Source organism: Stenotrophomonas sp. YJH_SMC_120, from assembly GCF_059368675.1.
Window position 1 is genome coordinate 23,858 of sequence record NZ_JCAFRY010000022.1, and the last position, 21,737, is coordinate 45,594.

Genomic DNA, 21,737 nt, shown 5'->3' on the forward strand with positions numbered 1-21,737 from the left:
GAGCATGGGCTCGGCTCTACAGGAGGCTGCCGGAAATCAGCCCGGCGCCAGGGTACGCATTGTACGCCCGGTCAGCGGATCAACGGATCTGCTTGCCGAGGCGGATGGACTGCAGCCGATCCTGGGCGGTGCGCGCGGCGTCCGAGCCCGGGTACTGCGCCACGACGCTCTCCAGCGTCTGCTGGGCCTGGTCGACCTTGCCCTCGCCATACTGCGAGAGGCCAACCTTGAGCAGGCCGCCAGCGGCCTTGTCGTGGGTCGGATAGCGCGCGAGCAGTTCACGGAACTGGGTCTCGGCCATCGGGAAATTGCGGGTGGCGTAGTAGCTCTCGCCCAGCCAGTACAGCGCGTTCGGCGCGTAGACGCCGTTCGGGTACAGCTGCAGGAAGCTCAGGAACAGCTGCGCCGAATCATCGTACTTGCCGGCCTTCAGCGAATCGAAGGCGACGTTGTAGGAGGTGCGCTCGTCGCCGGTGGCGGCAAGGCTGCCGGCATCACCATGGACGGAAGGCGGCCGCTCGGAAGTGGCCGCCGCTGCGGGTTTTGCCGGGGCCGGTGCGGCCTTCGGCGCGCTCGCCGGAACGGGCGGCAGGGCCGGGGCCGCATTGCCCCCTTCCAACCGGTTCAGGCGGCTGTCCAGATCCAGATACTGGTCCTGGGCGGACTGCTTGAGCTGGGCGTTGTCGTGCTGCAACTGCTCGATCGAGGCCTGCAGGCTGGTGACCTGCTGCCGCAGCTGGTTGATCTGGTTCAACAGGTCCTGGTTGGCACTGTTGTTGTACATCTGCTGCTCGAGCGCGCCGACACGGTCAGCCAGGCTCTGTCGCTGTGCATGCGCCGGTGCGGCAGCCACGAGGGCTGCCGCAACGACCAGCATCAGTTTGATGCCAATGCGCATGGATTACTGCGCGGTGTAGACGATTTCGACGCGACGGTTCTGCGACCAGCAGGACTCGTTCGACTCGGTGCAGACCGGACGCTCTTCACCGTAGGAAACGACGGTCAGCTGCGAAGCCGAGCCACCGTTGGCCTGCAGGGCCGAGTTGACGCCGTTGCCACGACGCTCACCCAGGGCCTGGTTGTACGCGCGCGAACCGCGCTCGTCGGTGTGACCCTGCAAGGTGATGCGCGAGGACGGACGGTCACGCAGGTACTTGGCGTGGCACGCCATGATGGCCTGGAATTCCGGCTTCACGTCTTCCTTGTCCAGGTCGAAGTAGACAACGCGCTGGCGCAGGCAAGCGTCGGTATCCAGGTCGCCCGGGCCGTACAGGCCCGAGGTCGACGGACCGGTCGGGGTGGTGGTCGAGGTGCCGGTGTCGACCGGGGCTGCCGGCTCTTCCTTCACCTTCTTCGAGCAACCGGCCAGGACGGCCACAGACAGCAGGGAAACAAGCAGAACGCGGGTGGACTTGTTCATGGCGATACCTTTGTGGCTCCTAGGCCGATGAGGGGTTCAAGACAACGAAAATATTAACACTCTTTTAGCGCTGGGTACGGTATGGGGACCATGCCGGCTCGCGCACATCACCATCGGCCAGGACCAGGCGCTGGCGAACCCGCGCATCGGCCGAGACGGCATACAACACACCACGGCCACCTTCGCGGGCGGCGTACAACACCATGCTCGCGTTGGGCGCAAAGCTCGGCGATTCATCCAGCGAGCCCGGGGACAGCGTGCTCCAGCGAGGCGAACCCAGCGAGCTGTCCATCACCGCGATCTTGTAGCTGTTGCCCGAGCCCTGGGCGACGGCGATCTTCTTGCCGTCGTAGGACACCGAGGGCTTGGCATTGTAGTTGCCCTGGAAGGTCACGCGCTCGGCGCTGCCGCCGCCCGCGCCGACCTTGTAGACCTGCGGACGGCCGCCGCGGTCGGAGGTGAAGTACACCGCGCTGCCGTCCGGCGCCCAGGTCGGCTCGGTATCGATGGCGAAGTGGTTGGTCAGCTGGGTCAGCTGCTTGCTGCCCAGGTCCATCACGTAGATTTCCGGGTTGCCCGAACGCGACAGGGTCAGGGCCAGCTTGCGGCCGTCCGGCGAGAACGCCGGGGCGCTGTTGATGCCGCGGAAGCTGGTGACGAGCTCACGCGCGCCGGTACCGATGTTCTGGATGTAGATGGCCGAATTGCCACGCTCGAAGCTGACGTAGGCCAGCTTGCTGCCATCCGGGCTCCACGACGGCGACAGCAGCGGCTCGGCCGAACGCACGATGGTCTGCGGATTGAAGCCATCGGAGTCAGCCACCATCAGCGCGTAGCGCATGGCGTCGCCCTTGCCGCTGGCGGTCACGTAGGCGATGCGGGTCCAGAAGGCGCCGCGCACGCCGGTGATCTTTTCGTAGATGGCGTCGGCCATCTGGTGGGCAACATCGCGCATGGCGTTGCCACGGGCGGTCATCGCCAGGCCCAGCAGGCGCTCGCCCTTGGGTACGTCGAACAGTTCGTACTCGACGCGGTAGGCGCCGGCACCGGCGTCGAGCACGCGGCCGACCACGATGTAGTTCTGCTTCAGCGCGCGCCAGGTGGCGAACTGGATGTCGCCGCCGCGCACCGGCTTCTCGACGATCTGCGCTTCGGGCAGCGTACGGAACTGGCCCGAGCGCTCCAGGTCGGCACGGACCACGCCGGCGACGTCGGTCTGCGGTGCAGCCGACGACCCCTGGTAAGGCATCGGCACGATGGTGATCGGCAGCGCGGAAGCATTGCCGCCGATGATGTCGATATCCAGCCCCTTCTGCTGCGCGACGGCAGCAAAGGGCAGCAACAGGGCCGCAAACACGGCAAGCCAGCGAGGCATCTTTTTCATGGAGCGCTCAATAGGGGGAAACCGGAACGAGGGATAACAAAGCGGCAGTGAACCGCTTCGCAATCATGAACCAAGGGTACGTGAATTCCGGGTCAGTTCCAGCCCGTCCTCTCACGCACCGTTAACGTCGTGGCTAACATCGCGCCCGTCTCCCCGTCACGCCGCCCTGCGGGGCGGTGTCCGACAGCAGCCCAAAGCCTGCCCGGTCGAGACCTGGCCTGCCAGAGGCAAGCGCGACATCCGTGGACGCGGGCAGCGGAGAGCCACCCGGCCCTGCCCGCCTCAGCGATCCTGGGCGGTGAAGGTGAAGTTGAGCGTGCGTGCGAACACCGACTCGAAGCCGCGGTACGGCAGCGGCTGCGCGTTGAGCACGGCGGCCTCGATCGAGCGCTTGCCGGCCTCGTCGTACGGGCAGTTCGGGCTGACCTTGGCCTGCATCACCGTGCCACCCGGAATCTGGGTGATGGTGATCTGGCAGCGCTGGCCCAACGGCACCGTATCCGGGCGCACCCACTGCGACAGCACCTTGGCCTGGATGGCGGCTGCGTACTTGGCCGAAAGGTCGTCGCTGTTGCCACCGCCACCGGCGGCCGGCTGCGAGGCACCACTGGAACCGGCAGCGGCACTGCCGGCGGCATTGCGCGCGGCGGCCACCTGGCGCAGCTTCTGCTCGGCCAGCTTGGCTTCCTTCTCGGCCTGCTCGCGGCGGGCACGGATCTCGGCGATCTTCTTCTGCTTCTCGGCCTCGGCCTTGTCAGCGGCCACGCGCTCCTGCTCGGCCTGCTTCTTCTTCTCGTCCGCTTCCTGCTGCTTGGCCAGGCGGAGCTTCTGCTCGGCTTCCTCCTGGCGCTTGCGTTCGGTCAGGTCGATCTGTTCCTGGCGGCGCTTGGCTTCCTGTTCCTGCTTGGCCTTCTCCTGGGAGATGGCCAGCGCACTCACCGCTTCCTGATCCTTGGTATCCGGCTGCGCGACACGCTCCTGCGCCTGTTGCTGCTGCGGCGTGGGGGCGTCCTGTGGGCGCGGTTCCGGGATCGGCTGCGGCGGCGGAATGGTGTCTTCCGGCACCGGGATGGGCTCGGCCACCGGCGGCGGCAGGTCTTCCAGCTTTTCCGACTGGCGCAGGGCCTGGCGCGCAGCGGAGGCCTCCGACGCAGACAGCGCCAGGCTGGCCTCGACCGACGGATCGCCGGCGGCGGCGTCGGTGTTGCGCTCGGGCGACCAGAACCAGGCCACGATGAAGACCAGCGCGACCAGCAGGTGCACCAGCAACGCCAATGCCAGGGGCAGGCCCCAGCCGGGTTCGCGCTGATGCGGGGGTGGCAGGACGTCAGCGTGCATCGGTGGCCAGGCCTACCTTGTCTACCTTGGCGCGCTTGATCACATCCATCGCGGCGATGACCTTTTCATAGGCCACGGCACGGTCGGCGGCGACGATCACGCGCACGCCCTTGTCCTGGGCGGCGATGCCGGCCAGGCGGCCTTCCAGTTCCTCGGCCGACACGGCGGTCGGTTCCTTGGCATCGGGCAGCTTCAGGCTGAGCTGGCCGTCCTGCCGCACCGAGACGATCACCGGGTCCTGCTTGCTCTCCAGCGCCTTGGCGTTGGACTGCGGCAGGTCGACGTCGAAGCTCAGGGTGAGCAGCGGCGCGGTGACCATGAAGATGATCAGCAGCACCAGCATGACGTCGATGTAGGGAACGACGTTGATTTCCGATTTCAGCTTGCGGCGCTTGCGGCGACCGATGGCAGCGGACATGGCTTGGACTCCCGGGTCAGGCGCTTACTCGTCGCCAGCGCTCTGGCGCTGCAGGATGGAGCTGAACTCTTCGGCAAAGGTCTCGAACCGCACCGACATGCGCTCAACGCGCGTGGTGAAGCGGTTGTAGGCCCACACCGCCGGGATCGCCACGAACAGGCCGATGGCGGTAGCGAACAGTGCCTCGGAGATGCCCGGCGCGACGGCGGCGATGCCGGCCTGCGCCCCACTGCTGATCATGTCGTGCATGGTCACCATGATGCCGAACACGGTGCCGACCAGGCCCACGTACGGCGCGGTCGAACCGATGTTGGCCAGCAGTTCCAGGTTGCGCTCGAGCTGGTCCACTTCGCGGGTATAGGTGGTGCGCATCGCGCGCTGCGCGCCTTCCAGCTGTGCGCGGCCATCCAGGCGGCGCTTGTCACGCAGGCGGGTGTATTCGCGGAACCCTGCTTCGAAGATGGCTTCCAGGCCGGTCACGCTGCGGCTGCGGTCGGTGGCCGCGCTGTACAGCTTGCCCAGGTCCGCGCCGGACCAGAAGCGGTTCTCGAACTCGTCGGCTTCGCGGGTGGCCTGCTTGAACACGCGGGCCTTGCGGAAAATGATCACCCAGCTGACGAACGAGCCGACCAGCAGCAGCAGCACGATGATCTTCACCGGCAGGCTGGCCTTGGCCATCAGTTCGAGGTAGTTGATGCCGCCGCCGGTGGTGGCCTGGGCAAGGGTCTGTGTCGCGGCGTTGCTGACGTCGGCCGGCAGTGCCTCGGTGACCGTGGCCTGCAGGGCCAGGAGCGTTGCGATCATCCGTTGTTCCTCAGTGTTCGGATTCGGGGTGGAGGTGGGGTTGCAGCACGGCAAGGACAGCCTCGTCCATGCCACGCGGGCGGAAACTGGCCGCGTCCAGTGCGGCGATGCGGACCTGGGCCGACAGCAGCAGCTCGCCGTCGCGCAGGATCTGCTGGTCGAAGACCATGCTGGCCTTCTTCAGCTGGACCAGGCGGGCAGTCACCTGCAGGGTGTCATCCAGCCGTGCCGGCCTGACGAAATCCATCTGCATCGAGCGCACCGCGAAGACCATCCCGTGCTCGGCGCGCATGCGCTCCTGGCCGTAGCCGAGCGCGCGCATCCATTCGGTCCGGGCCCGTTCCATGAAGGCCACGTAGCGGGCGTGGTAGACCACGCCGCCAGCGTCGGTATCTTCCCAGTAAATGCGTGTCGGCCAACTGAATAGTGGCTCAACCGACATCGGGAACCTCCGCGAACAGGTCCTGCGGCGGGTTCTTCGGCTTCAGACCCATGTGCCGGTAGGCTTTGTGGGTGGCCATGCGGCCACGCGCGGTACGCACCAGGAAGCCCTGCTGGATCAGGTACGGCTCGACCACGTCTTCCAGCGTGCCACGCTCTTCGGACAGCGCCGCGGCCAGCGATTCGATGCCGACCGGGCCACCGTCGAAGTAGTCCACCATCGTTTTCAGCAGGCGCCGGTCAAGCTCGTCGAAGCCTTCCGGGTCGACCTTGAGCATCTTCATCGCGGCCTGGGCCACGGGCTCGTCGATGTGGCCACCGGCCTTGACCTGCGCATAGTCGCGCACGCGTCGGAGCAGGCGGTTGGCGATACGCGGGGTACCACGCGCGCGGCGCGCGATCTCCCCTGCCCCATCGGCGGTGCAGTCGATGCCGAGGATGCTGGCGGAGCGGCGCACGATACGGGTCAGTTCCTCGACGCTGTAGAACTCCAGGCGCTGGACGATGCCGAAGCGGTCGCGCAGCGGCGCGGTCAGCAGGCCGGCGCGGGTGGTGGCGCCGATCAGGGTGAACGGCGGCAGGTCGATCTTGATCGAGCGGGCGGCGGGGCCCTCGCCGATCATGATGTCGATCTGGAAATCTTCCATCGCCGGGTACAGCACTTCCTCGACCACCGGCGACAGGCGATGGATCTCGTCGATGAACAGCACGTCGTGCGGCTGCAGGTTGGTCAGCAGCGCAGCCAGGTCGCCGGCCTTTTCGATCACCGGGCCGGAGGTCACGCGCAGGGCCACGCCCAGTTCGTTGGCGATGACATGGCTGAGGGTGGTCTTGCCCAGGCCCGGCGGCCCGAAGATCAGTACGTGGTCGAGCGCGTCGCCACGCCCCTTGGCCGCCTGGATGTAGATTTCCATCTGCTCGCGCACCGGCACCTGGCCGAGGTAGTCGGCAAGGCGCTTTGGGCGGATGCTGGCGTCGGCGGCGTCATCCTCGCGGGTGGCGCCGGCGCCGATGATGCGGTCGTCGGTCATGTGCTGATTATGCGGCAAAAGTGCGGGTTTCGGCCGGGCTGCGCCCGGCACCCGCAGAGGCAACAGCAACGGCAACATCCAGAGCAACAGCCGAAGCGGGCTTCCTGGGGAATGGCGGGGTGGGTCCGCTTGCGGGGGACGCTGCAAGTACGTCCATGTAAGCTCGGTCGCCGCATCCATGCGGCTCACGCCCCCGCAACCGGACCCACCCCGCCTTCGACAGGTTTCTGCGATCTGCCTGGATGGCGTGGCCTGCTCTGCCTACTCTTGGTGGGTGTCGACCTTGGTCGACACGGTAGATCCACGCCATGCGTGGATGGATGTGTGGATGGCTCAAGACATGGGGTCAGAGCCCTTTTCCTGCGGAAAAGGGATCCGACCCCGCGCGGTCAGATCTCCACCTGCGCGCCGAGTTCCACCAGGCGGTTGCCCGGAATCCGGAAGAAGCCCGTGGCCGGGGCGGCGTTGCGATGCATCAGCGCGAACAGCTTGTCGCGCCAGATCGGCATGCCGCGGTTGGCGGTGGCCACAATGGTTTCGCGGCTGGCGAAGAAGGTGGTGTCCATCGGGTCGAAGTAGATGCCACCGTGGTCACACGAGCGCATCAGCGCCAGCGGCACGTCCGGGGTTTCCATGAAACCGAAGCGCACATAGACCCGGTAGAACTCGTCGCCCACCGACTCGATCTTCAGCCGCTGCCCTTCCATCGCATAGGGAATGGGCAGGGTTTCCACGTGCAGGAACACGTTGCGCTCGTGCAGCACCTTGTTGTGCTTGAGGTTGTGCATCAGCGCGTGCGGGGCCACGGTCGGGTCGGCGGTGAGGAACACGGCGGTGCCCGGCACGCGTACCGGCGGTGCCAGCATCAGGCCCGGCAGGAAGGTATCCAGGCGGATGCCGTCCTTGCGGATCTCATCACGCAGCAGCTCGCGGCCACGGCGCCAGGTGCGCATCATGGTGAACAGGAAGATGCCCAGCACCACCGGGAACCAGGCGCCCTGCAGCAGCTTGGCGCCGTTGGCGATGACGAAGCCAAGGTCGATGATGAAGAACACCACGCACAGCGGCAGCAGCCAGCCACGCGACTTCGGCCACAGCGAACGTGCCACCACCGCCAGCAGCAGGGTGTCGATCAGCATCGTGGCCGACACCGAGATGCCGTAGGCCACGGCCAGGTTGGACGAGCTGCGGAACGCCAGCACCAGGCCGAACACCATCACCGCGATGCCCCAGTTGATGCCCGGGATGTAGATCTGGCCGATGGTGTCGTGCGAGGTGTGCTTGATGCGCATGCGCGGGATGTAGCCCAGCTGCATGGCCTGGCGCGAGACCGAGAACGCGCCGGTGATGACCGACTGCGAGGCGATCACCGCCGCCATGGTGGCCAGGATGATCATCGGGTACAGCGCCCACGAGGGCACCGCCTCGAAGAACGGATTCTTCAGGGCCTCGGGGTGGTTGAGCACCAGTGCGCCCTGCCCCAGGTAGTTCAGCACCAGGCACGGCAGCACGAAGAAGTACCAGGCGTGGCGGATCGGTCGCAGGCCGAAGTGGCCCATGTCCGCATACAGCGCTTCGCCGCCGGTCACCGCCAGCACCACTGCACCGAGAATGAAGATGCCGTGCCAGCCGTGCTCCATGAAGAAGCGGATGCCCCACCATGGGTTGAAGGCCTTCAGCACCTCGGGCGCATCGACAATGTTGTAGATGCCGATCGCCGCCAGCGATACGAACCAGATCGCCATGATCGGGCCGAACGCCTTGCCGATCTTCTCGGTACCGAAGCGTTGCGCGGCGAACACTGCCAGCAGCACCACCAGGGTGACCGGCACGATGAAGACATGCAGTCCGGGCGCGGCCACCTCCAGGCCTTCGACCGCACTGAGCACGGACATGGCCGGGGTGATCACGCCGTCGCCGAAGAACAGCGAGGCGCCGAAGATGCCGAGGATGCCCACTACATAAGCCGAGCGCGAGCCATTGCGCAGCGTGCGCTGGGTCAACGCCATCAGCGCCATGATGCCGCCCTCGCCATCATTGTCGGCGCGCATGATGATGGTGACGTACTTCAGCGTCACCACCAGGTTCAGCGCCCAGAACGCCAGCGACAGCACGCCCAGCACGGTATCGTGGTCGCTGTTGAGCCCGTAGTGCGGCGAGAACGCCTCCTTCAGGGTGTACAGCGGGCTGGTACCGATATCGCCGAAGACCACGCCGATCGCACCGATGACCAGCGCCAGTCCTCCAGCGGAGGGGGCGTGGCCATGGCCGCCGGGGGCGGCTGCGTGCGGGGTTTGACTGCTGGACATGGGACTCCTGGCGAAGCTCAGGCGGTTTGTTGAAGGAAAGGAAGGCGGATCAACGCAGCGCCGACTGCAGCGCCTTGCGGATCACGGTGGCCACTTCGTCGCCTTCATTGAAGGCGTCCCGGGCCATGCGGGCGGCTTCAGCCGGCTTGTAGCCCAGCTGCTGCAGCGCCACGGTGGCATCGGACAGCGGGTCGGCCGGGGCCGGGCCACTGCCGGTGGGCAGCGCGCCGCCGGCACCGAACTGGGCCGCGCGGTCACGCAGCTCCAGCACCATGCGCTCGGCGGTCTTCTTGCCGATGCCCGGAATGCGGGTCAGCGCGGTGATGTCACCGGCCTGGACCATGCGCGCGAACTCCTCGACGGTGACGCCGGACAGCACGGCCAGCGCGATCTTCGCGCCGATGCCACTGACCTTCTGCACGTCGCGGAACAGGCGCCGCTCACCCTCGCGCAGGAAGCCGTACAGCGAGACGCTGTCTTCCTTCTGCGAGTAGTGGGTGTACAGGGTGACCTCGCGGCCGAGCTCGGGCAGGTCGTAGAAGGTGCTCATCGGCGCCTCCAGTTCGTAGCCCACTCCGTTCACGTCCACCACCAGCCACGGCGGCGCCTTGTAGGCGACGATGCCGCGCAGTCGACCGATCATTGCGTGCAGCTCCTCATTTGCGGCCCCATGCCTGGCGGGCACTGAGCCCCAGGCGGTTGGCCGTCGCCCTTACGTGGGCATGGGTGATCGCCACCGCCAACGCGTCGGCCGCGTCGGCCTGCAGCTTGATTTTCAGGTTGAGCATGAGCCCGACCATGTGTTGAACCTGTTGCTTTTCGGCGCCACCGCGCCCGACAACCGCCAGCTTGATCTCGCTGGCAGCATATTCGTGCACCGGCAGGTCGCGCAGCACCACCGCCGAGATCGCCGCGCCACGGGCCTGGCCCAGCTTCAATGCCGAATCGGGGTTGCGGGCCATGAACACGCGTTCGATGGCCACTTCCTGCGGCTCATACTCGCGGCACAGGTCGGCCAGGCCCAGCACCAGCAGCTTCATGCGCTGCGGGAAGTCGTCAGCGCCCAGCAGCACCAGCGGCTGGTGGTGCACGTAGCTGACGCGTCCGGTGGCATCGACATCAATGATGCCGACCCCGGTCCGCTGCGAACCGGGGTCGATGCCGAGGATGCGGGTCATGCTGCACTCCTGGCGGGGCGGAACGGAATGCGCTGGCAGGCGTATGGGCTCATGACTGTCCGCGGTGACCGTTCAACGGCCCGCGCCCAGGCCGTCGAAGACGGCTCAGGCGTAGGCGTCGGCGCCGAGTTCGGCGTTGGAATACACGTCCTGCACGTCGTCCAGGTCTTCCAGCATGTCCAGCAGCTTCTTGACCTGCAGGGCGACCTCGCCCTCGACCTTGATGTCGTTGTCGGCGCGGAAGGTGATCTCGGCGTGGTCGGCGACATGGCCAGCGGCGGTCATCGCGTCCTTGACTGCGCTGAACGCGTCGGGGCTGGTGACCACATCGATCGAGCCATCGTCCGGATAGACCACGATGTCATCAGCGCCGGCCTCGATGGCCGCCTCGGTGATGGCTTCCTCGTCGGCACCCGGGGCGAAGCTGAGCACGCCCAGGCGCTTGAACATGAAGGCCACCGAGCCTTCGGTGCCCATGTTGCCGCCGCACTTGCTGAACGCATGGCGGACATCGGCCACGGTGCGCACGCGGTTGTCGGTCAGGCAGTCGACGATCACGGCCACGCCACCCGGGGCGTAGCCTTCGTAGCGGATTTCCTCGTAGTCGACGCCTTCCAGTTCACCGGTGGCCTTCTTGATGGCGCGCTCGATCACGTCCTTGGACATGTTCACGGCCAGGCCCTTGTCCACCGCCACGCGCAGGCGCGGGTTGTTGTTGGGGTCGCCTCCACCGCCGCGCGCGGCAACGCCGATCTCGCGGATGATCTTGGTGAAAATCTTGCCGCGCTTCGCGTCGGACGCGTTCTTGCGGGCTTCGATGGAGGGGCCTCTACCCATGGGTGCTACCGTCTGGCTGCTTCAGGATCAAGGCGCGGATTCTACCTGATCGGGGGCGGCAACCGTGTCTAGGGCGGAGATGCCGTCGCGCATGGCCCGGCGAAGCGCGTGCGAACCAACGGTTCGCATCCACCAGGGCAGGACGGTCCGCACCCACCGAGCCAGGGCGGTCGCCCCTACCAGATTACGCGGCGGCGGCGTCGCGGCTGTGGTCGAACTGGCCGTGGCGCAGGAAATGCGCGGTCTGCCGCGCGGCATCCGGCGACACCACGAGGCCGCTGTGGCTGGTGCGCACCACGCAATGATCGGTCAGGCCCGGCAGGCGGGTTTCGGCCAGGGCCACAGTGCCATCGGAGGCGTCGTCCATCGCGCCCAGCAGGCTGCCCAGACCATGCGGCACCGAACCGGCGATCAGCCCGACCTCGGCCTTGCCCTGCCAGTCCGGCAGGCCGTCCAGCAGCAGCTCGCTGCTGCGCCCCAGCGCCAGCCCCCAACCATGATCGGACAACGAGCGCGCGGTGCCACTGCCGCGCAGCGGTGAACCCAGGCAGACCACGCGCTGCACCGGCAGCTGCGGATTGCGCCGCAGCGCTTCCAGCGCCAGCAGCCCGCCCAGGCTGTGGCCGACCAAACTCAGTGGGCCGGCGTCGGCCAGCCGCTCCAGCAGCTGCGGTACGGCCACGTCCGGCCCACCGAACACCGAGGAATAACCAAACGCGTGCACCTGGAAGCCGCGCGCGCGCAGGCGCCAGGCCAGCGGCCCGACCCAGGCGCGGGCATTCCAGATGCCATGCAGCAGCAATACGGGGGGAGTCATGCAAACAGCCTGGCGGTCAGCGGGGCAGGAACGTACGGTGATTGAACACGCGCGCGCAGCAAGCGGCAGTGAACATCAGGCCGCGCGCGGTGCGCGGCGCAGGATGAATTCGAGATCGTTCGTGTCGCCCACCGGGAACAGGTATTCGCCGGCCTTCTCGAACCCGTAGCGGGCGTAGAAGCGCTGTGCGCCGAAGTTCTCCGACCACACGCCCAACCACAGGGTGCGCGGGCCCTCGTGTTCCAGCCAGGCCAGCGCGGTTTCCAGCAGGCGGCTGCCCCAGCCGCAGCTTTGCTGCGTCTTGATCAGGTACAGGCGCTTGAGTTCGCCGTCACCGGGCTTCACGTCCGGGTGCGGCAGGCCACAGGGGCCGGCGGCGGCATGGCCGACCGCCTCCCCGTCCAGCTCCAGCAGCCACACCGCGTAATCCGGGTGGGCCAGGATCACGCGCTGGCGCTCGACCGTGTAGGCCTCCTCAAGGAAGGCCTGCAGGTCCTGCGGCGGATACAGATGGCCGAAGGTTTCGGTGAACGTGCGGGCGGCCAGCGCCGACAGGGTCGGCGCGTCGTCCACGGTGGCGCGGCGGATGGAATACATGCAGGAAGTTGACGTCAGCGCGAAGGGGCGGTCAAGCCTTTTCCGACGATTCCGCTTCTTCGTCTTCCTCGTCCTCTTCCTCGTATTCCTCTTCGTCCTCGTCTTCTTCGCCTTCCTCGTCCTCGTCGTACTCTTCCTCTTCGTCGTCCTCGTAATCCTCGACGCCGAAGTCTTCTCCATCCCAACGGCCTTCACCGTCGGCGACGAAGGTCAGGGCCATCGCGGCCGGGTTGGTACCGACGCGGACCAGCCAACCGCCGAACACGCGTGCACGCTCGGTGACCAGGTTGGCCTCGGAGCCTTCATTGCCCAGCTTTTCCCACTCCAGCGAAAACGCAAACTCGGTCATTGCCTGGATCTCCTGATCAGTTGGTCTTGGGGCGAACCTGGATGTGTACTTCGGCCAGCTGCGCGTCGACGATCGGCGACGGCGCGTCGGTCATCAGATCCTGTGCACCCGTGGTCTTCGGGAACGGGATGACGTCGCGGATCGACTCGGTGCCGGCCATCAGCGCGGCGATGCGGTCGATGCCGAAGGCGATGCCACCGTGCGGCGGCGCGCCGTAGTTCAGCGCGTCGAGCAGGAAGCCGAACTTGGCACGGGCTTCTTCGGCACCGATGCCCAGCAGCTCGAACACCGCGCTCTGCATGTCCGGACGGTGGATACGGATCGAACCGCCGCCGATCTCATTGCCGTTGAGCACCATGTCGTAGCCGCGCGAAACGGCGGTACGGGCATTGGCGCGCAGGTCGGCGATGTCGTCCACGGCCGGTGCGGTGAAGGGGTGATGCAGGGCGACGTAGCGCTGTTCTTCCTCGTCCCACTCGAACATCGGGAAGTCGGTGACCCACAGCGGCGCCCAGCCGTCGGCGACCAGGCCGAAGTCCTTGCCGGCCTTCAGCCGCAGCGCGCCCATGAAGTCGGAGACCTTGTTGTAGCCACCGGCGCCGAAGAACACGATGTCGCCGTTGCCGGCGCCGACGTGGGCCACCAGCGCGGCGAAGGATTCCTCGCTGAAGAACTTCTGGATCGGTGAGCTGATTTCGCCGTTGTCGGCGATCTTGATGTAGGCCAGGCCCTTGGCGCCGTACTTGGCGGCATGCGCGGCGTATTCGTCGATCTGCTTGCGCGACAGCGACGCACCGCCCGGGATGCGCAGCGCAGCAACGCGGCCTTCGGCATCATTGGCCGGGCCGGTGAACACCGGGAACTCGCTGTCCTTGACCAGTTCGGCCACGTCCACCAGCTCCAGCGCGATGCGCAGGTCCGGCTTGTCCGAGCCGTAGCGGCGCATGGCCTCGGCCCAGGTCATGCGCGGGAAGCTGGCATCCAGCTGCACGTCCACCACTTCCTTGAAGATGGCGCGGATCATGTCCTCGACGAAATCCTGCACGTCGCGCTCGCGGACGAAGGCGAATTCCATGTCCAGCTGGGTGAACTCCAGCTGGCGATCGGCACGCAGGGCCTCGTCGCGGAAGCAGCGCGCGATCTGGTAGTAGCGGTCGAAGCCGGCCATCATCAGGATCTGCTTGAACAGCTGCGGGCTCTGCGGCAGTGCGTAGAACTCGCCTGGGTGCATGCGCGCCGGCACCAGGAAGTCGCGTGCGCCTTCCGGGGTGGCCTTGGTCAGGATAGGGGTTTCGATGTCCTGGAAGCCCTTTTCGTCCAGGTGGCGGCGCAGCGCCTGCACCAGCTTGATGCGGGTGCGCTGCATGCGCTGCATTTCCGGGCGGCGCAGGTCCAGGTAGCGGTACTTCAGGCGGGTTTCCTCGCCCGGGTTCTCATGGGCGTGGAACGGCAGCGGCGCAGCCTTGTTCAGCACGGTGATGGCGGTGGCGATCACTTCCACCTTGCCGGTGCGCATCTTGTCGTTCACCGCGTGGCGGGCACGCACGACGCCTTCCACCTGCAGCACATCCTCGTAGCCCAGCGACGCGGCCACCGCGAACACTTCGGCATTGTCGACCTCCACCGTCACCTGCACGATGCCTTCATGATCGCGGAGATCGATGAAGCAGACGCCGCCCTGGTTACGGGCCACGTCGGTCCAGCCGGCGAGGGTGACAGTCTGGCCAATCAGGGTCTCGTCGACCAGGCCGCAGAAGTGGGTACGCATGGGGGGAAGCTCCGCTGGAGAACGCCGGCACCGGGTGGGGGCCGGAAAGCCTCGTATTCTGCGGCCGAGGCCCCGGCTGGGGCAAATCCGGCCAGTCACACCGGCTTGATCGTCCCCCTCCCTATAGTCGGGCACCTGCCACCGTATGGGATGCCGCCATGAAACCGCTGTCCCTGGCCAGCCTGGCCGTGACCCTCAGCCTGGGTGCGCTGGGCACCCTTGCCCTGCCCGCCCCGTCCGCCTCTGCGCAGAACGGGGTGATCCGCTGCGAAAGCCAGAGCAACCGCGAACGGGTCTGCAACACCGGCTGGCGCGGCGCGCAGCTGGTCCGCCAGTTGTCTGGCAGCCCCTGCGAGGAAGGGCGCTCCTGGGGCAGCCGCAATGGCAGCATCTGGGTCACCAATGGTTGCCGCGCCGAGTTCGTCGAGGCCCGTGGTGGCTGGAGCGGCGGCAATGGCGGTGGCTGGGGAGGCAACAACGGTCGGCCCGGCGAGACCATCCGCTGCGAAAGCCAGAACAACCGCGAGCGCAGCTGCCCGGTCGGCTGGCGCAATGCCCGCCTGGTCCGCCAGTTGTCCGGCAGCCCTTGCGACGAGGGCCGTACCTGGGGTGTGCGCAACGGCGCGGTATGGGTCAGCAATGGCTGCCGCGCCGAATTCGCCGAGGCCCGCGGCTGGGGCGGTGGCGGCTGGGGCGGTGGCAACAGCAACTATTCCGTCACCTGCAGCAGCAACAACAACCGCTCGCAGACCTGCGACTGGGATGAGCGCCAGGGCCGGCCGGTGCTGCAGCAGCAGCTGTCGGGCAGCGCCTGCCAGGAAGGCCGCAGCTGGGGTTACTCGCGTGGTCAGGTGTGGGTGAGCAACGGCTGCCGGGCGCGCTTCGGCACGCGATGAGTGCAGGGTCGGGGTCAGAGCCCTCCGCAGGAGGGATCCGACCCCGGGATCACGGCGCGGGTGCTATGTCGTCGCCCCACGGTGGCGGTGGCAGGTCGACCGGCTTGCTCAGGTCGAACTGCACGCGGAAGCGGCGGCCGTCCGGGCGCGTCAGTTCGTAGACGAACGTCTGGTCCGGATCGATCTCCATCGCCCAGGTGTTGTGCGTGGAAGCCAGCATGTCGGCACGGCGGAACATCGCCACCGAATCGGCATCGGCAGGGAACTGCTGGCGCTCGGCGGTGCCCGGCGGCGTGCTGTCGCCACCGTACAGGGTGATTGCGTCGGGGCTGCCGTCTTCGTGGCGATGGTCGTGTTTCAGGCGCAGCCCGTTCGGCGTGCGGGTCAGCACCCAGGTCCGCGAGTGGTCATCACCGACATGGAACGGAATGCGCAGCTCATGCGCCGGGTCGGCGCAGCCGCGCACATGCATGACCAGGCGCTGCCCGGCGAACGGATCCTTGGCGGTCGGTGCAGGCGTGTCCTCCACCACCTTGCCGACGTAGGCCTGGCCGCAATGTGCGGCGATGGCGGCCATGAACGCATCGGCCGGTGCGGTCGCCAGGTCATGGGCGACCGTATCGGAGCGCTGCGTGCACGCAGCGAGGCTGAGCAGGAGGGCGGCGGTAGTGGCAACGGCAATCGGTCTCATGCCCCAACCCTAACGGCCATGGACGATGGGCGCAAACCGCGCGCCAGTCCCGCTCAGCGCTCGGCAGACGGTGCTGCCGGCAGTGCTTCGGTCGCCGCCACCGGTGCGGCCTCGCCCTCGCCGGCCGGCTCCTGCTCCACCGGATCAACGTCAAACGGTGTACGGAACACCAGCGACGGCAACAGCGTGGTCAGCGCCGCGTACAGCAGCAGCGCACCGAACAGCACCGCCGGAATCTGGAAGCGCTCACGCATGATCGCCGCCAGCACCAAGGTGAAGATCAGCGTCGGTGCCAGCGCCAGCGAGACCCGCAGGCTGCTGCGGAAGCTCTCGCCGAACATCACCCGGCGCTGCAGCCAGACCACGCCGATGCGCAGCGGCAGCACCACTAGGGTGATCACGATGCCCAGCCCCAGCGCCTCGAAGCTCAGCGCTTCGGCGGGCACCTTGGTGCCGGCGTTGAAGAAGTAGAACGGCACGAAGAACGAGGCGAACAGGCGCAGCGCGTGCAGGTTCTCGTGCGAGGCCAGCAGCGGCATGCGCTGGTGCAGCAGGCGCGCGACCAGGCCGGCGATGAACGCGCCAACCAGGTAGTACACGCCCAGCAGGTAGGTGATGTAGGCCGCCACCATGCCGACCATCACCAGCAGCGAGAATTCCGAGCCCGGCGCGTGCGGTGCCACCCAGCGGCCCAGCGCGATGAACAGCAGCGGCAGGCCGATCATCATCGCCAGCAGTGCCAGGCTGGACAACGCCATGTGCCCTGGGTCACCGGCCTGCAGCACGATGAACAACGCCGCCAGCGCCAGCAGTTCACCGGCGATGGCCTTGCTGGTCACCCAGAACCGCTCGTCTTCGCTGAGGCCCAGCCGCGACAGCGAGTCCATGATGAAGCCCGTGGACGGCGTCAGCAGCGCCAGCGCCAACAGCCCGGCGGCCTGCCACGGCAGCCCCGCATAGCGCCAGGCCAGCCAGCCCACGCCGAACAGCGTGCCGGTACGGATCACCAGGTGCGCCAGCAGCGGCCACATGCCACGGCGCAGCGCCTGCAGGTCCACTTCCAGGCCGGCGAACAGGAACAGCGAGGAAATGCCCAGCGTGGCCAGCAGGCCGATCACCGCATCGTGGGCCTGGTCGCCCAGCCAGAGCATGCCGATGATGCCGAACAGCAGGCAGGTCAGCGGCGCGGGCAGGCTGAAACGCTGCAGCGCGCGCGGGATCACCAGCAGCGCGAAGATCAGCAGCAGGTAGATCAGTTCATGGCTCATGGGGGACTTCCGTGTGGTTCGAACGCGCGCAGGATGCGCGCGCCGAACCGATCCGGCAAGCCACGTTTGAATGACCCCGGTTACCTCATCCGATCAACCGGTCGGCAATCCGCCCCACCTGTGCCAGCACGCTAGCGCGTTGCTCGTAGCTGATCGCACCTGCCTGCAGATAAGCCGTCAACACCCACGGGGCGCCCCCGGCTACGGGCCACAGCACGGCGATGTCGTTGCGCGCGTCTTCACCATTGCTGCCGGTCTTGTCACCCACGCGCCAGCGCTTGCCCAGGCCCACGCGCAGGCAGGCGTCGCCGGTTTCGTTGTCGATCAGCCAGTCGGCCAGCTGCTGCCGCGAAGCCGGTTGCAGTACCTCGCCCAACACCACGCGCTGCAGGGTCGCGGCCATCGCCGCCGGCGTGGTGGTATCGCGTGGATCGCCCTTGGCAAAGCTGTTCAGCTCCGGCTCCAGCCGGTCACTGCGGCTCACCGTGTCGCCGCTGGCGCGCAGGAACGCGGTCACTGCGGGCGGGCCACCGACCACGCCGAACAGCAGGTTGGCGGCGGTGTTGTCGCTGGTGATGATCGTGGCACGGCACAGGTCGCGCACGGTCATGTCCTTGCCGGCGTGGCGGCGGGTGACCGGTGCATGCGAGAGCAGATCGGCCTCGCCCACCGGCACGCGCCTGTCCAGCAATGCCGGCATGCGTTCGGCCTGGCTGAGCACGGTGGCCGCCAGCATGCTCTTGAAGGTGCTGCACATCGGGAAGCGCTCGTCCTGGCGATGACCGATGCGGCGACCGCTGGCAGTGTCCAGCAGGGTCACGCCGAGGCGTCCGGCGCAGGCCTTTTCCAGCGCGGCGAAATCACTGGCGGCGGTGATGGCGGCATCGGTGGGTGCGTTGGCGGTGGCCTTGCCCGCTGCACGTGCCAGCAGCGGCAAGGCAAGCGAGGAAGCCACGGCGGCACCACTGAACTGCAGGAATCGGCGACGGGCGAGCATGCGGGTTCTCCTGGGGGACCGCTCGATTATTGAAGCCTAGATCGGGGGCGACCAGCGCAAAAAATCTGCGAGAGACATTAGTTCAACTAATGCCTGACGCGTTCAACCCCTTAATTTTCCGAAATGTTTCGTTGAAGCGTTAGGATCATCCATCACTCCAGCTCACGACTGCGCGATGTTGCACCCTACCCTGCCACTGAACGCGCTGCGCGCCTTCGAGGCCGCCGCCCGCCACCAGAACTTCACCCGTGCCGCGCTGGAGCTGTGTGTCAGCCAGGCCGCACTGAGCCACCAGATCCGTGGGCTGGAGGACCGGCTCGGCATCCGCCTGTTCCATCGCCTCCCGCGCGGCGTGGCGCTCACCGATGAAGGCGCGGCCCTGTATCCGGTGCTCAACGAATCGTTCGAGCGCATCTCCGCCAGCATCGCGCGTTACACCGGCGGACCTGCGCGTGAAGTGCTGACCCTGGGCGTGGTCGGCACCTTCGCCACCGGCTGGCTGCTGCCACGGCTGGCCGCGTTCGAGGCAGCGCACCCGGACATCGAGCTGCGCCTGCAGACCCACAACAACCGCATCGACCTGGCCGGAGAAGGGCTGGACCTGGCGATCCGCTTTGGTGATGGCGACTGGCAGGGCCAGGCGTGCACGGCGATCCTCGACGCGCCGTTTGCACCGCTGTGCGCACCGGCGCTGGCGCGGCGCCTGAAACAGCCACGCGACCTGGGCACGCTGCCGCTGCTTCGTTCCTACCGCAGCGACGAATGGCCGCGCTGGCTGCAGGCGGCCGGGGTCAGCGGCGTGGAAGCGCGCGGGCCGGTATTCGATTCCTCGTTGACGGTCGCGATGGCGGCCGCCGGTGGCGCCGGTGTGGCCTTGCTGCCGCTGCGCATGTTCGAGCAGGAACTGGCCGAGGATCGCCTGCTGCAGCCGTTCAGCACCACGCTGGAGCTGGGGCGCTACTGGCTGACGCGGCTGCGATCGCGTGCCGAACGTGAGCCGGCCAGGCGCTTCCGCGAATGGCTGCAGGCACAGGGCGCGTAGGCAGTGCCGGCCGCTGGCCGGCAATCCCTTGATCGTTGTGGGCGCATCGCGCTGCCGGCCAGCGGCCGGCACTACCGGTCAGGACTCGAGCAGTTCCATCCAAGCGGCTTCGGCCTTTTCCAGCTGCGCGGCGGCGGTTTCGCGATCGCGGCCAAGCACGGCCATGCGCGTGGCATCGGCGTAGTTGGCCGGGTCGGCCAGCTGGCGGTCCAGCTCGGCCAGGGCACCTTCCAGCTCGGCCACCTTGGCTTCAGCGGCGGCCAGCTTGTGCGGGTTCACCGGCTTCTTCTGCATCACCTGCGCCACCGGGACGGTCTTGACCACCACCGGCTCTTCCACCTGTTCCATGCGCGCCTTGGTGCCCTGCGCCTGCGGGCGGGTACGCAGCCACGCGGCGTAGGCATCCAGGTCGCCATCGAACGGCTCGACCACGCCATCGGCCACGCGCCAGTAGGTATCGCAGACCAGGCCGATCAGATGGCGGTCGTGAGAGACCATCACGATCGCGCCTTCGAAGGTGGCCAATGCTTCGGCCAGCGCTTCGCGCATTTCCAGGTCAAGGTGGTTGGTCGGTTCGTCCAGCAGCAGCACGTTCGGCTGCTGCCAGGCGATCAGCGCCAGCGCCAGGCGTGCGCGCTCGCCACCGGAGAAGCCATCGACCGGCTCAAACGCGCGGTCACCCGGGAAGTTCCACTTGCCGAGGAAGTCGCGGAACGACTGGTTCGGTGCGTCCGGGGCGATCTCGCGGAAGTGCTCCATCGGCGACTGGCCTTCGTGCAGCGACTCCACCGTGTGCTGGGCGAAGTAGCCGATCTTCAGGTCCGGGTGCGCCATGCGCTCGCCGACGATCGGCGCCAGCTCGCCCACCAGGGTCTTCACCAGGGTGGTCTTGCCGGCACCGTTCGGGCCGAGCAGGCCAATGCGCTGGCCCGCTTCCAGACCGAAGCCGACGTTGTGCAGGATCACTGCGTCCTTGCCGTAGCCGGCCTCGACATGGTTCAGGCGGATCAGCGAGAACGGCAGCTTGGCCGGCGGCGCGAACTCGATGCGGAACTCGCGCTCGGCGCGCACTGCTTCGGTGCCGGCCAGCTTGGCCAGGCGCTTCATGCGGCTCTGCGCCTGCGCGGCCTTGCTGGCCTGTGCCTTGAAGCGGTCGATGAAGCTCTGCAGGTGGGCGCGCTCGGCCTGTTCCTTCTCGTGCGCGATCTGTTGCTGGCGCAGCTGTTCGGCGCGCTGGCGCTCGAAATCGGTATAACCGCCCGGGTAGAGCTTGGCGCCGCCGCCGTGCAGGTGCAGGGTGTGGGTGGCCACGTTGTCGAGGAACTCGCGGTCATGCGAGATCAACAGCAGGGTGCCGGGGTACTTCAGCAGCCACTGCTCCAGCCAGTACACCGCGTCCAGGTCCAGGTGGTTGGTCGGTTCGTCCAGCAGCAGCAGGTCACTGGGCATCATCAGCGCGCGGGCCAGGTTCAGGCGTACGCGCCAGCCGCCGGAGAACGAGGACACCGCGCGGTGGTGGGTCTCGGCCGGGAAACCGAGGCCGTGCAGCAGCTTGCCGGCGCGCGCTTCGGCGTCGTAGGCCCCCATCTCGGCCATCTTCGTGTGCGCGTTGGCCACCGCCTCCCAATCTTCGCGCGCGGTTGCTTCAGCCTCTTCAGCCAGCACCGCAGCCACATCGGTATCCCCGCCCAGCACAAAGCTCAGCGCCGGGTCCGGCAGCGACGGGGTTTCTTGGGCCACGCTGGCGATACGGACCTTGCCGGGCAGGTCGACGTCACCCTTGTCGGCCTCCAGCTCGCCCTTCACCGCCGCGAACAGGCTGGACTTGCCAGCACCGTTGCGGCCGACCACGCCCACCCGGTAACCGGCGTGCAGGGTCAGGTCGACATTGGACAACAGCAGCCGCTCGCCGCGGCGCAAGGCGAAATTACGAAGGGAGATCATCGGGGGAGGGGTCCATATAACCGGATGGAATGTGCTGGTGAGCACTGTTCCTGCGACGTAATTCTAGCGTTAACGAATACTTGACGCGCCCCGGGATGCGCGGCGGCAGGCCAACTCTCTCCCTCGTCGGCCCCGCGCAGCCCCCGGGCCCCACCTCCCGCCGCTGCCCTCTGCCGCTAAATGGTTGCTGCTGCAACGTTTTTTCCTG

The 21,737-nt window shown here is 67.3% G+C and carries 22 protein-coding genes; 2 read left to right on the forward strand and 20 right to left on the reverse strand.

Annotation, left to right across the window (positions count from 1 at the left end):
- Positions 1-79 precede the first annotated feature (79 nt).
- The 16 genes from ybgF to aspS all read right to left on the reverse strand — a co-directional run bounded on the left by ybgF (position 80) and on the right by aspS (position 14,691).
- On the reverse strand, positions 80-898 hold the full coding sequence (gene ybgF / locus AC5P60_RS18695; protein ID WP_005414274.1) for a tol-pal system protein YbgF: 819 nt from the start codon (positions 896-898) through the stop codon (positions 80-82).
- A 3-nt stretch (positions 899-901) separates the two neighbouring features.
- Complete coding sequence (pal, locus tag AC5P60_RS18700) at positions 902-1,420, reverse strand: peptidoglycan-associated lipoprotein Pal (protein WP_005410748.1); 519 nt, start codon at positions 1,418-1,420, stop codon at positions 902-904.
- A 64-nt stretch (positions 1,421-1,484) separates the two neighbouring features.
- Positions 1,485-2,804, reverse strand: coding sequence for a Tol-Pal system beta propeller repeat protein TolB (gene tolB / locus AC5P60_RS18705; protein WP_005410749.1), 1,320 nt, complete (start codon positions 2,802-2,804; stop codon positions 1,485-1,487).
- 282 nt (positions 2,805-3,086) lie between these two features.
- The gene (gene tolA, locus AC5P60_RS18710; protein WP_049404665.1) at positions 3,087-4,142 is read right to left on the reverse strand and encodes a cell envelope integrity protein TolA; all 1,056 of its coding nucleotides are present in this window, start codon (positions 4,140-4,142) and stop codon (positions 3,087-3,089) included.
- A complete protein-coding gene (gene tolR / locus AC5P60_RS18715) occupies positions 4,132-4,560 on the reverse strand; it encodes a protein TolR (protein ID WP_005410751.1) in 429 nt (142 codons plus the stop codon). The genes tolA and tolR overlap by 11 nt, the downstream gene beginning before the upstream one ends.
- 24 nt (positions 4,561-4,584) lie before the next feature.
- A complete protein-coding gene (gene tolQ / locus AC5P60_RS18720) occupies positions 4,585-5,364 on the reverse strand; it encodes a protein TolQ (RefSeq protein WP_005410752.1) in 780 nt (259 codons plus the stop codon).
- Positions 5,365-5,374: 10 nt separating this feature from the next.
- Positions 5,375-5,806 carry a tol-pal system-associated acyl-CoA thioesterase gene (gene ybgC / locus AC5P60_RS18725; RefSeq protein ID WP_033832981.1) on the reverse strand — a complete coding sequence of 144 codons (432 nt, stop codon included), beginning with the start codon at positions 5,804-5,806 and terminating at the stop codon, positions 5,375-5,377.
- A complete protein-coding gene (ruvB, locus tag AC5P60_RS18730) occupies positions 5,796-6,836 on the reverse strand; it encodes a Holliday junction branch migration DNA helicase RuvB (RefSeq protein ID WP_005410754.1) in 1,041 nt (346 codons plus the stop codon). Before ruvB ends, ybgC begins: the two co-directional genes overlap by 11 nt.
- A gap of 389 nt (positions 6,837-7,225) precedes the next feature.
- Entirely contained in the window at positions 7,226-9,145 is a 1,920-nt protein-coding gene (locus AC5P60_RS18735) for a potassium transporter Kup (protein WP_005410755.1), read from the reverse strand.
- Between the two features lie 49 nt (positions 9,146-9,194).
- A complete protein-coding gene (gene ruvA, locus AC5P60_RS18740; protein ID WP_005410756.1) occupies positions 9,195-9,788 on the reverse strand; it encodes a Holliday junction branch migration protein RuvA in 594 nt (197 codons plus the stop codon).
- Between the two features lie 13 nt (positions 9,789-9,801).
- A complete protein-coding gene (gene ruvC / locus AC5P60_RS18745) occupies positions 9,802-10,323 on the reverse strand; it encodes a crossover junction endodeoxyribonuclease RuvC (RefSeq protein ID WP_005410757.1) in 522 nt (173 codons plus the stop codon).
- A gap of 105 nt (positions 10,324-10,428) precedes the next feature.
- Positions 10,429-11,160: a YebC/PmpR family DNA-binding transcriptional regulator gene (locus AC5P60_RS18750; RefSeq protein WP_005414277.1), complete on the reverse strand. Its 732-nt coding sequence runs from the start codon at positions 11,158-11,160 to the stop codon at positions 10,429-10,431.
- 184 nt (positions 11,161-11,344) lie between these two features.
- Complete coding sequence (locus AC5P60_RS18755) at positions 11,345-11,977, reverse strand: esterase/lipase family protein (protein WP_005410759.1); 633 nt, start codon at positions 11,975-11,977, stop codon at positions 11,345-11,347.
- Between the two features lie 75 nt (positions 11,978-12,052).
- Positions 12,053-12,574 carry a GNAT family N-acetyltransferase gene (locus tag AC5P60_RS18760; RefSeq protein WP_005410760.1) on the reverse strand — a complete coding sequence of 174 codons (522 nt, stop codon included), beginning with the start codon at positions 12,572-12,574 and terminating at the stop codon, positions 12,053-12,055.
- Between the two features lie 31 nt (positions 12,575-12,605).
- Positions 12,606-12,923 carry a hypothetical protein gene (locus AC5P60_RS18765; protein ID WP_005410761.1) on the reverse strand — a complete coding sequence of 106 codons (318 nt, stop codon included), beginning with the start codon at positions 12,921-12,923 and terminating at the stop codon, positions 12,606-12,608.
- A gap of 16 nt (positions 12,924-12,939) precedes the next feature.
- Positions 12,940-14,691: an aspartate--tRNA ligase gene (gene aspS, locus AC5P60_RS18770; protein ID WP_483693849.1), complete on the reverse strand. Its 1,752-nt coding sequence runs from the start codon at positions 14,689-14,691 to the stop codon at positions 12,940-12,942.
- 158 nt (positions 14,692-14,849) lie between these two features.
- Between aspS and AC5P60_RS18775 the strand changes: the two genes are divergently transcribed.
- The gene (locus AC5P60_RS18775; RefSeq protein WP_033832987.1) at positions 14,850-15,587 is read left to right on the forward strand and encodes a DUF3011 domain-containing protein; all 738 of its coding nucleotides are present in this window, start codon (positions 14,850-14,852) and stop codon (positions 15,585-15,587) included.
- Positions 15,588-15,636: 49 nt separating this feature from the next.
- Here AC5P60_RS18775 and AC5P60_RS18780 read toward each other — a convergent pair whose 3' ends face one another.
- The 3 genes from AC5P60_RS18780 to blaL2 form a co-directional block, all read right to left on the reverse strand.
- A complete protein-coding gene (locus AC5P60_RS18780; RefSeq protein ID WP_033832988.1) occupies positions 15,637-16,278 on the reverse strand; it encodes a hypothetical protein in 642 nt (213 codons plus the stop codon).
- A 53-nt stretch (positions 16,279-16,331) separates the two neighbouring features.
- A complete protein-coding gene (locus AC5P60_RS18785; protein WP_005410765.1) occupies positions 16,332-17,546 on the reverse strand; it encodes a cation:proton antiporter in 1,215 nt (404 codons plus the stop codon).
- Between the two features lie 85 nt (positions 17,547-17,631).
- Positions 17,632-18,543, reverse strand: a complete 912-nt coding sequence (blaL2, locus tag AC5P60_RS18790) for a L2 family extended-spectrum class A beta-lactamase (protein WP_111173457.1) — start codon at positions 18,541-18,543, stop codon at positions 17,632-17,634.
- A 175-nt stretch (positions 18,544-18,718) separates the two neighbouring features.
- On the opposite strand from blaL2, the gene ampR reads away from it, so the two are divergent.
- Positions 18,719-19,585 (forward strand): LysR family transcriptional regulator AmpR, encoded by an 867-nt coding sequence (gene ampR, locus AC5P60_RS18795; RefSeq protein WP_483693850.1) that lies wholly within the window; start codon positions 18,719-18,721, stop codon positions 19,583-19,585.
- A 78-nt stretch (positions 19,586-19,663) separates the two neighbouring features.
- Here the strand turns inward: ampR and abc-f are convergent, their stop codons facing one another.
- A complete protein-coding gene (abc-f, locus tag AC5P60_RS18800; protein WP_483693851.1) occupies positions 19,664-21,529 on the reverse strand; it encodes a ribosomal protection-like ABC-F family protein in 1,866 nt (621 codons plus the stop codon).
- Positions 21,530-21,737: the final 208 nt, after the last annotated feature.

Excerpts from the sequence above, each read along its gene's own strand:
- ybgF (WP_005414274.1), bottom strand. The coding sequence starts at position 898 with ATGCGCATTGGCATCAAACTGATGCTGGTCGTTGCGGCAGCCCTCGTG.
- pal (WP_005410748.1), bottom strand. The coding sequence starts at position 1,420 with ATGAACAAGTCCACCCGCGTTCTGCTTGTTTCCCTGCTGTCTGTGGCC.
- tolB (WP_005410749.1), bottom strand. The coding sequence starts at position 2,804 with ATGAAAAAGATGCCTCGCTGGCTTGCCGTGTTTGCGGCCCTGTTGCTG.
- tolA (WP_049404665.1), bottom strand. The coding sequence starts at position 4,142 with ATGCACGCTGACGTCCTGCCACCCCCGCATCAGCGCGAACCCGGCTGG.
- tolR (WP_005410751.1), bottom strand. The coding sequence starts at position 4,560 with ATGTCCGCTGCCATCGGTCGCCGCAAGCGCCGCAAGCTGAAATCGGAA.
- tolQ (WP_005410752.1), bottom strand. The coding sequence starts at position 5,364 with ATGATCGCAACGCTCCTGGCCCTGCAGGCCACGGTCACCGAGGCACTG.
- ybgC (WP_033832981.1), bottom strand. The coding sequence starts at position 5,806 with ATGTCGGTTGAGCCACTATTCAGTTGGCCGACACGCATTTACTGGGAA.
- ruvB (WP_005410754.1), bottom strand. The coding sequence starts at position 6,836 with ATGACCGACGACCGCATCATCGGCGCCGGCGCCACCCGCGAGGATGAC.
- AC5P60_RS18735 (WP_005410755.1), bottom strand. The coding sequence starts at position 9,145 with ATGTCCAGCAGTCAAACCCCGCACGCAGCCGCCCCCGGCGGCCATGGC.
- ruvA (WP_005410756.1), bottom strand. The coding sequence starts at position 9,788 with ATGATCGGTCGACTGCGCGGCATCGTCGCCTACAAGGCGCCGCCGTGG.
- ruvC (WP_005410757.1), bottom strand. The coding sequence starts at position 10,323 with ATGACCCGCATCCTCGGCATCGACCCCGGTTCGCAGCGGACCGGGGTC.
- AC5P60_RS18750 (WP_005414277.1), bottom strand. The coding sequence starts at position 11,160 with ATGGGTAGAGGCCCCTCCATCGAAGCCCGCAAGAACGCGTCCGACGCG.
- AC5P60_RS18755 (WP_005410759.1), bottom strand. The coding sequence starts at position 11,977 with ATGACTCCCCCCGTATTGCTGCTGCATGGCATCTGGAATGCCCGCGCC.
- AC5P60_RS18760 (WP_005410760.1), bottom strand. The coding sequence starts at position 12,574 with ATGTATTCCATCCGCCGCGCCACCGTGGACGACGCGCCGACCCTGTCG.
- AC5P60_RS18765 (WP_005410761.1), bottom strand. The coding sequence starts at position 12,923 with ATGACCGAGTTTGCGTTTTCGCTGGAGTGGGAAAAGCTGGGCAATGAA.
- aspS (WP_483693849.1), bottom strand. The coding sequence starts at position 14,691 with ATGCGTACCCACTTCTGCGGCCTGGTCGACGAGACCCTGATTGGCCAG.
- AC5P60_RS18775 (WP_033832987.1), top strand. The coding sequence starts at position 14,850 with ATGAAACCGCTGTCCCTGGCCAGCCTGGCCGTGACCCTCAGCCTGGGT.
- AC5P60_RS18780 (WP_033832988.1), bottom strand. The coding sequence starts at position 16,278 with ATGAGACCGATTGCCGTTGCCACTACCGCCGCCCTCCTGCTCAGCCTC.
- AC5P60_RS18785 (WP_005410765.1), bottom strand. The coding sequence starts at position 17,546 with ATGAGCCATGAACTGATCTACCTGCTGCTGATCTTCGCGCTGCTGGTG.
- blaL2 (WP_111173457.1), bottom strand. The coding sequence starts at position 18,543 with ATGCTCGCCCGTCGCCGATTCCTGCAGTTCAGTGGTGCCGCCGTGGCT.
- ampR (WP_483693850.1), top strand. The coding sequence starts at position 18,719 with ATGTTGCACCCTACCCTGCCACTGAACGCGCTGCGCGCCTTCGAGGCC.
- abc-f (WP_483693851.1), bottom strand. The coding sequence starts at position 21,529 with ATGATCTCCCTTCGTAATTTCGCCTTGCGCCGCGGCGAGCGGCTGCTG.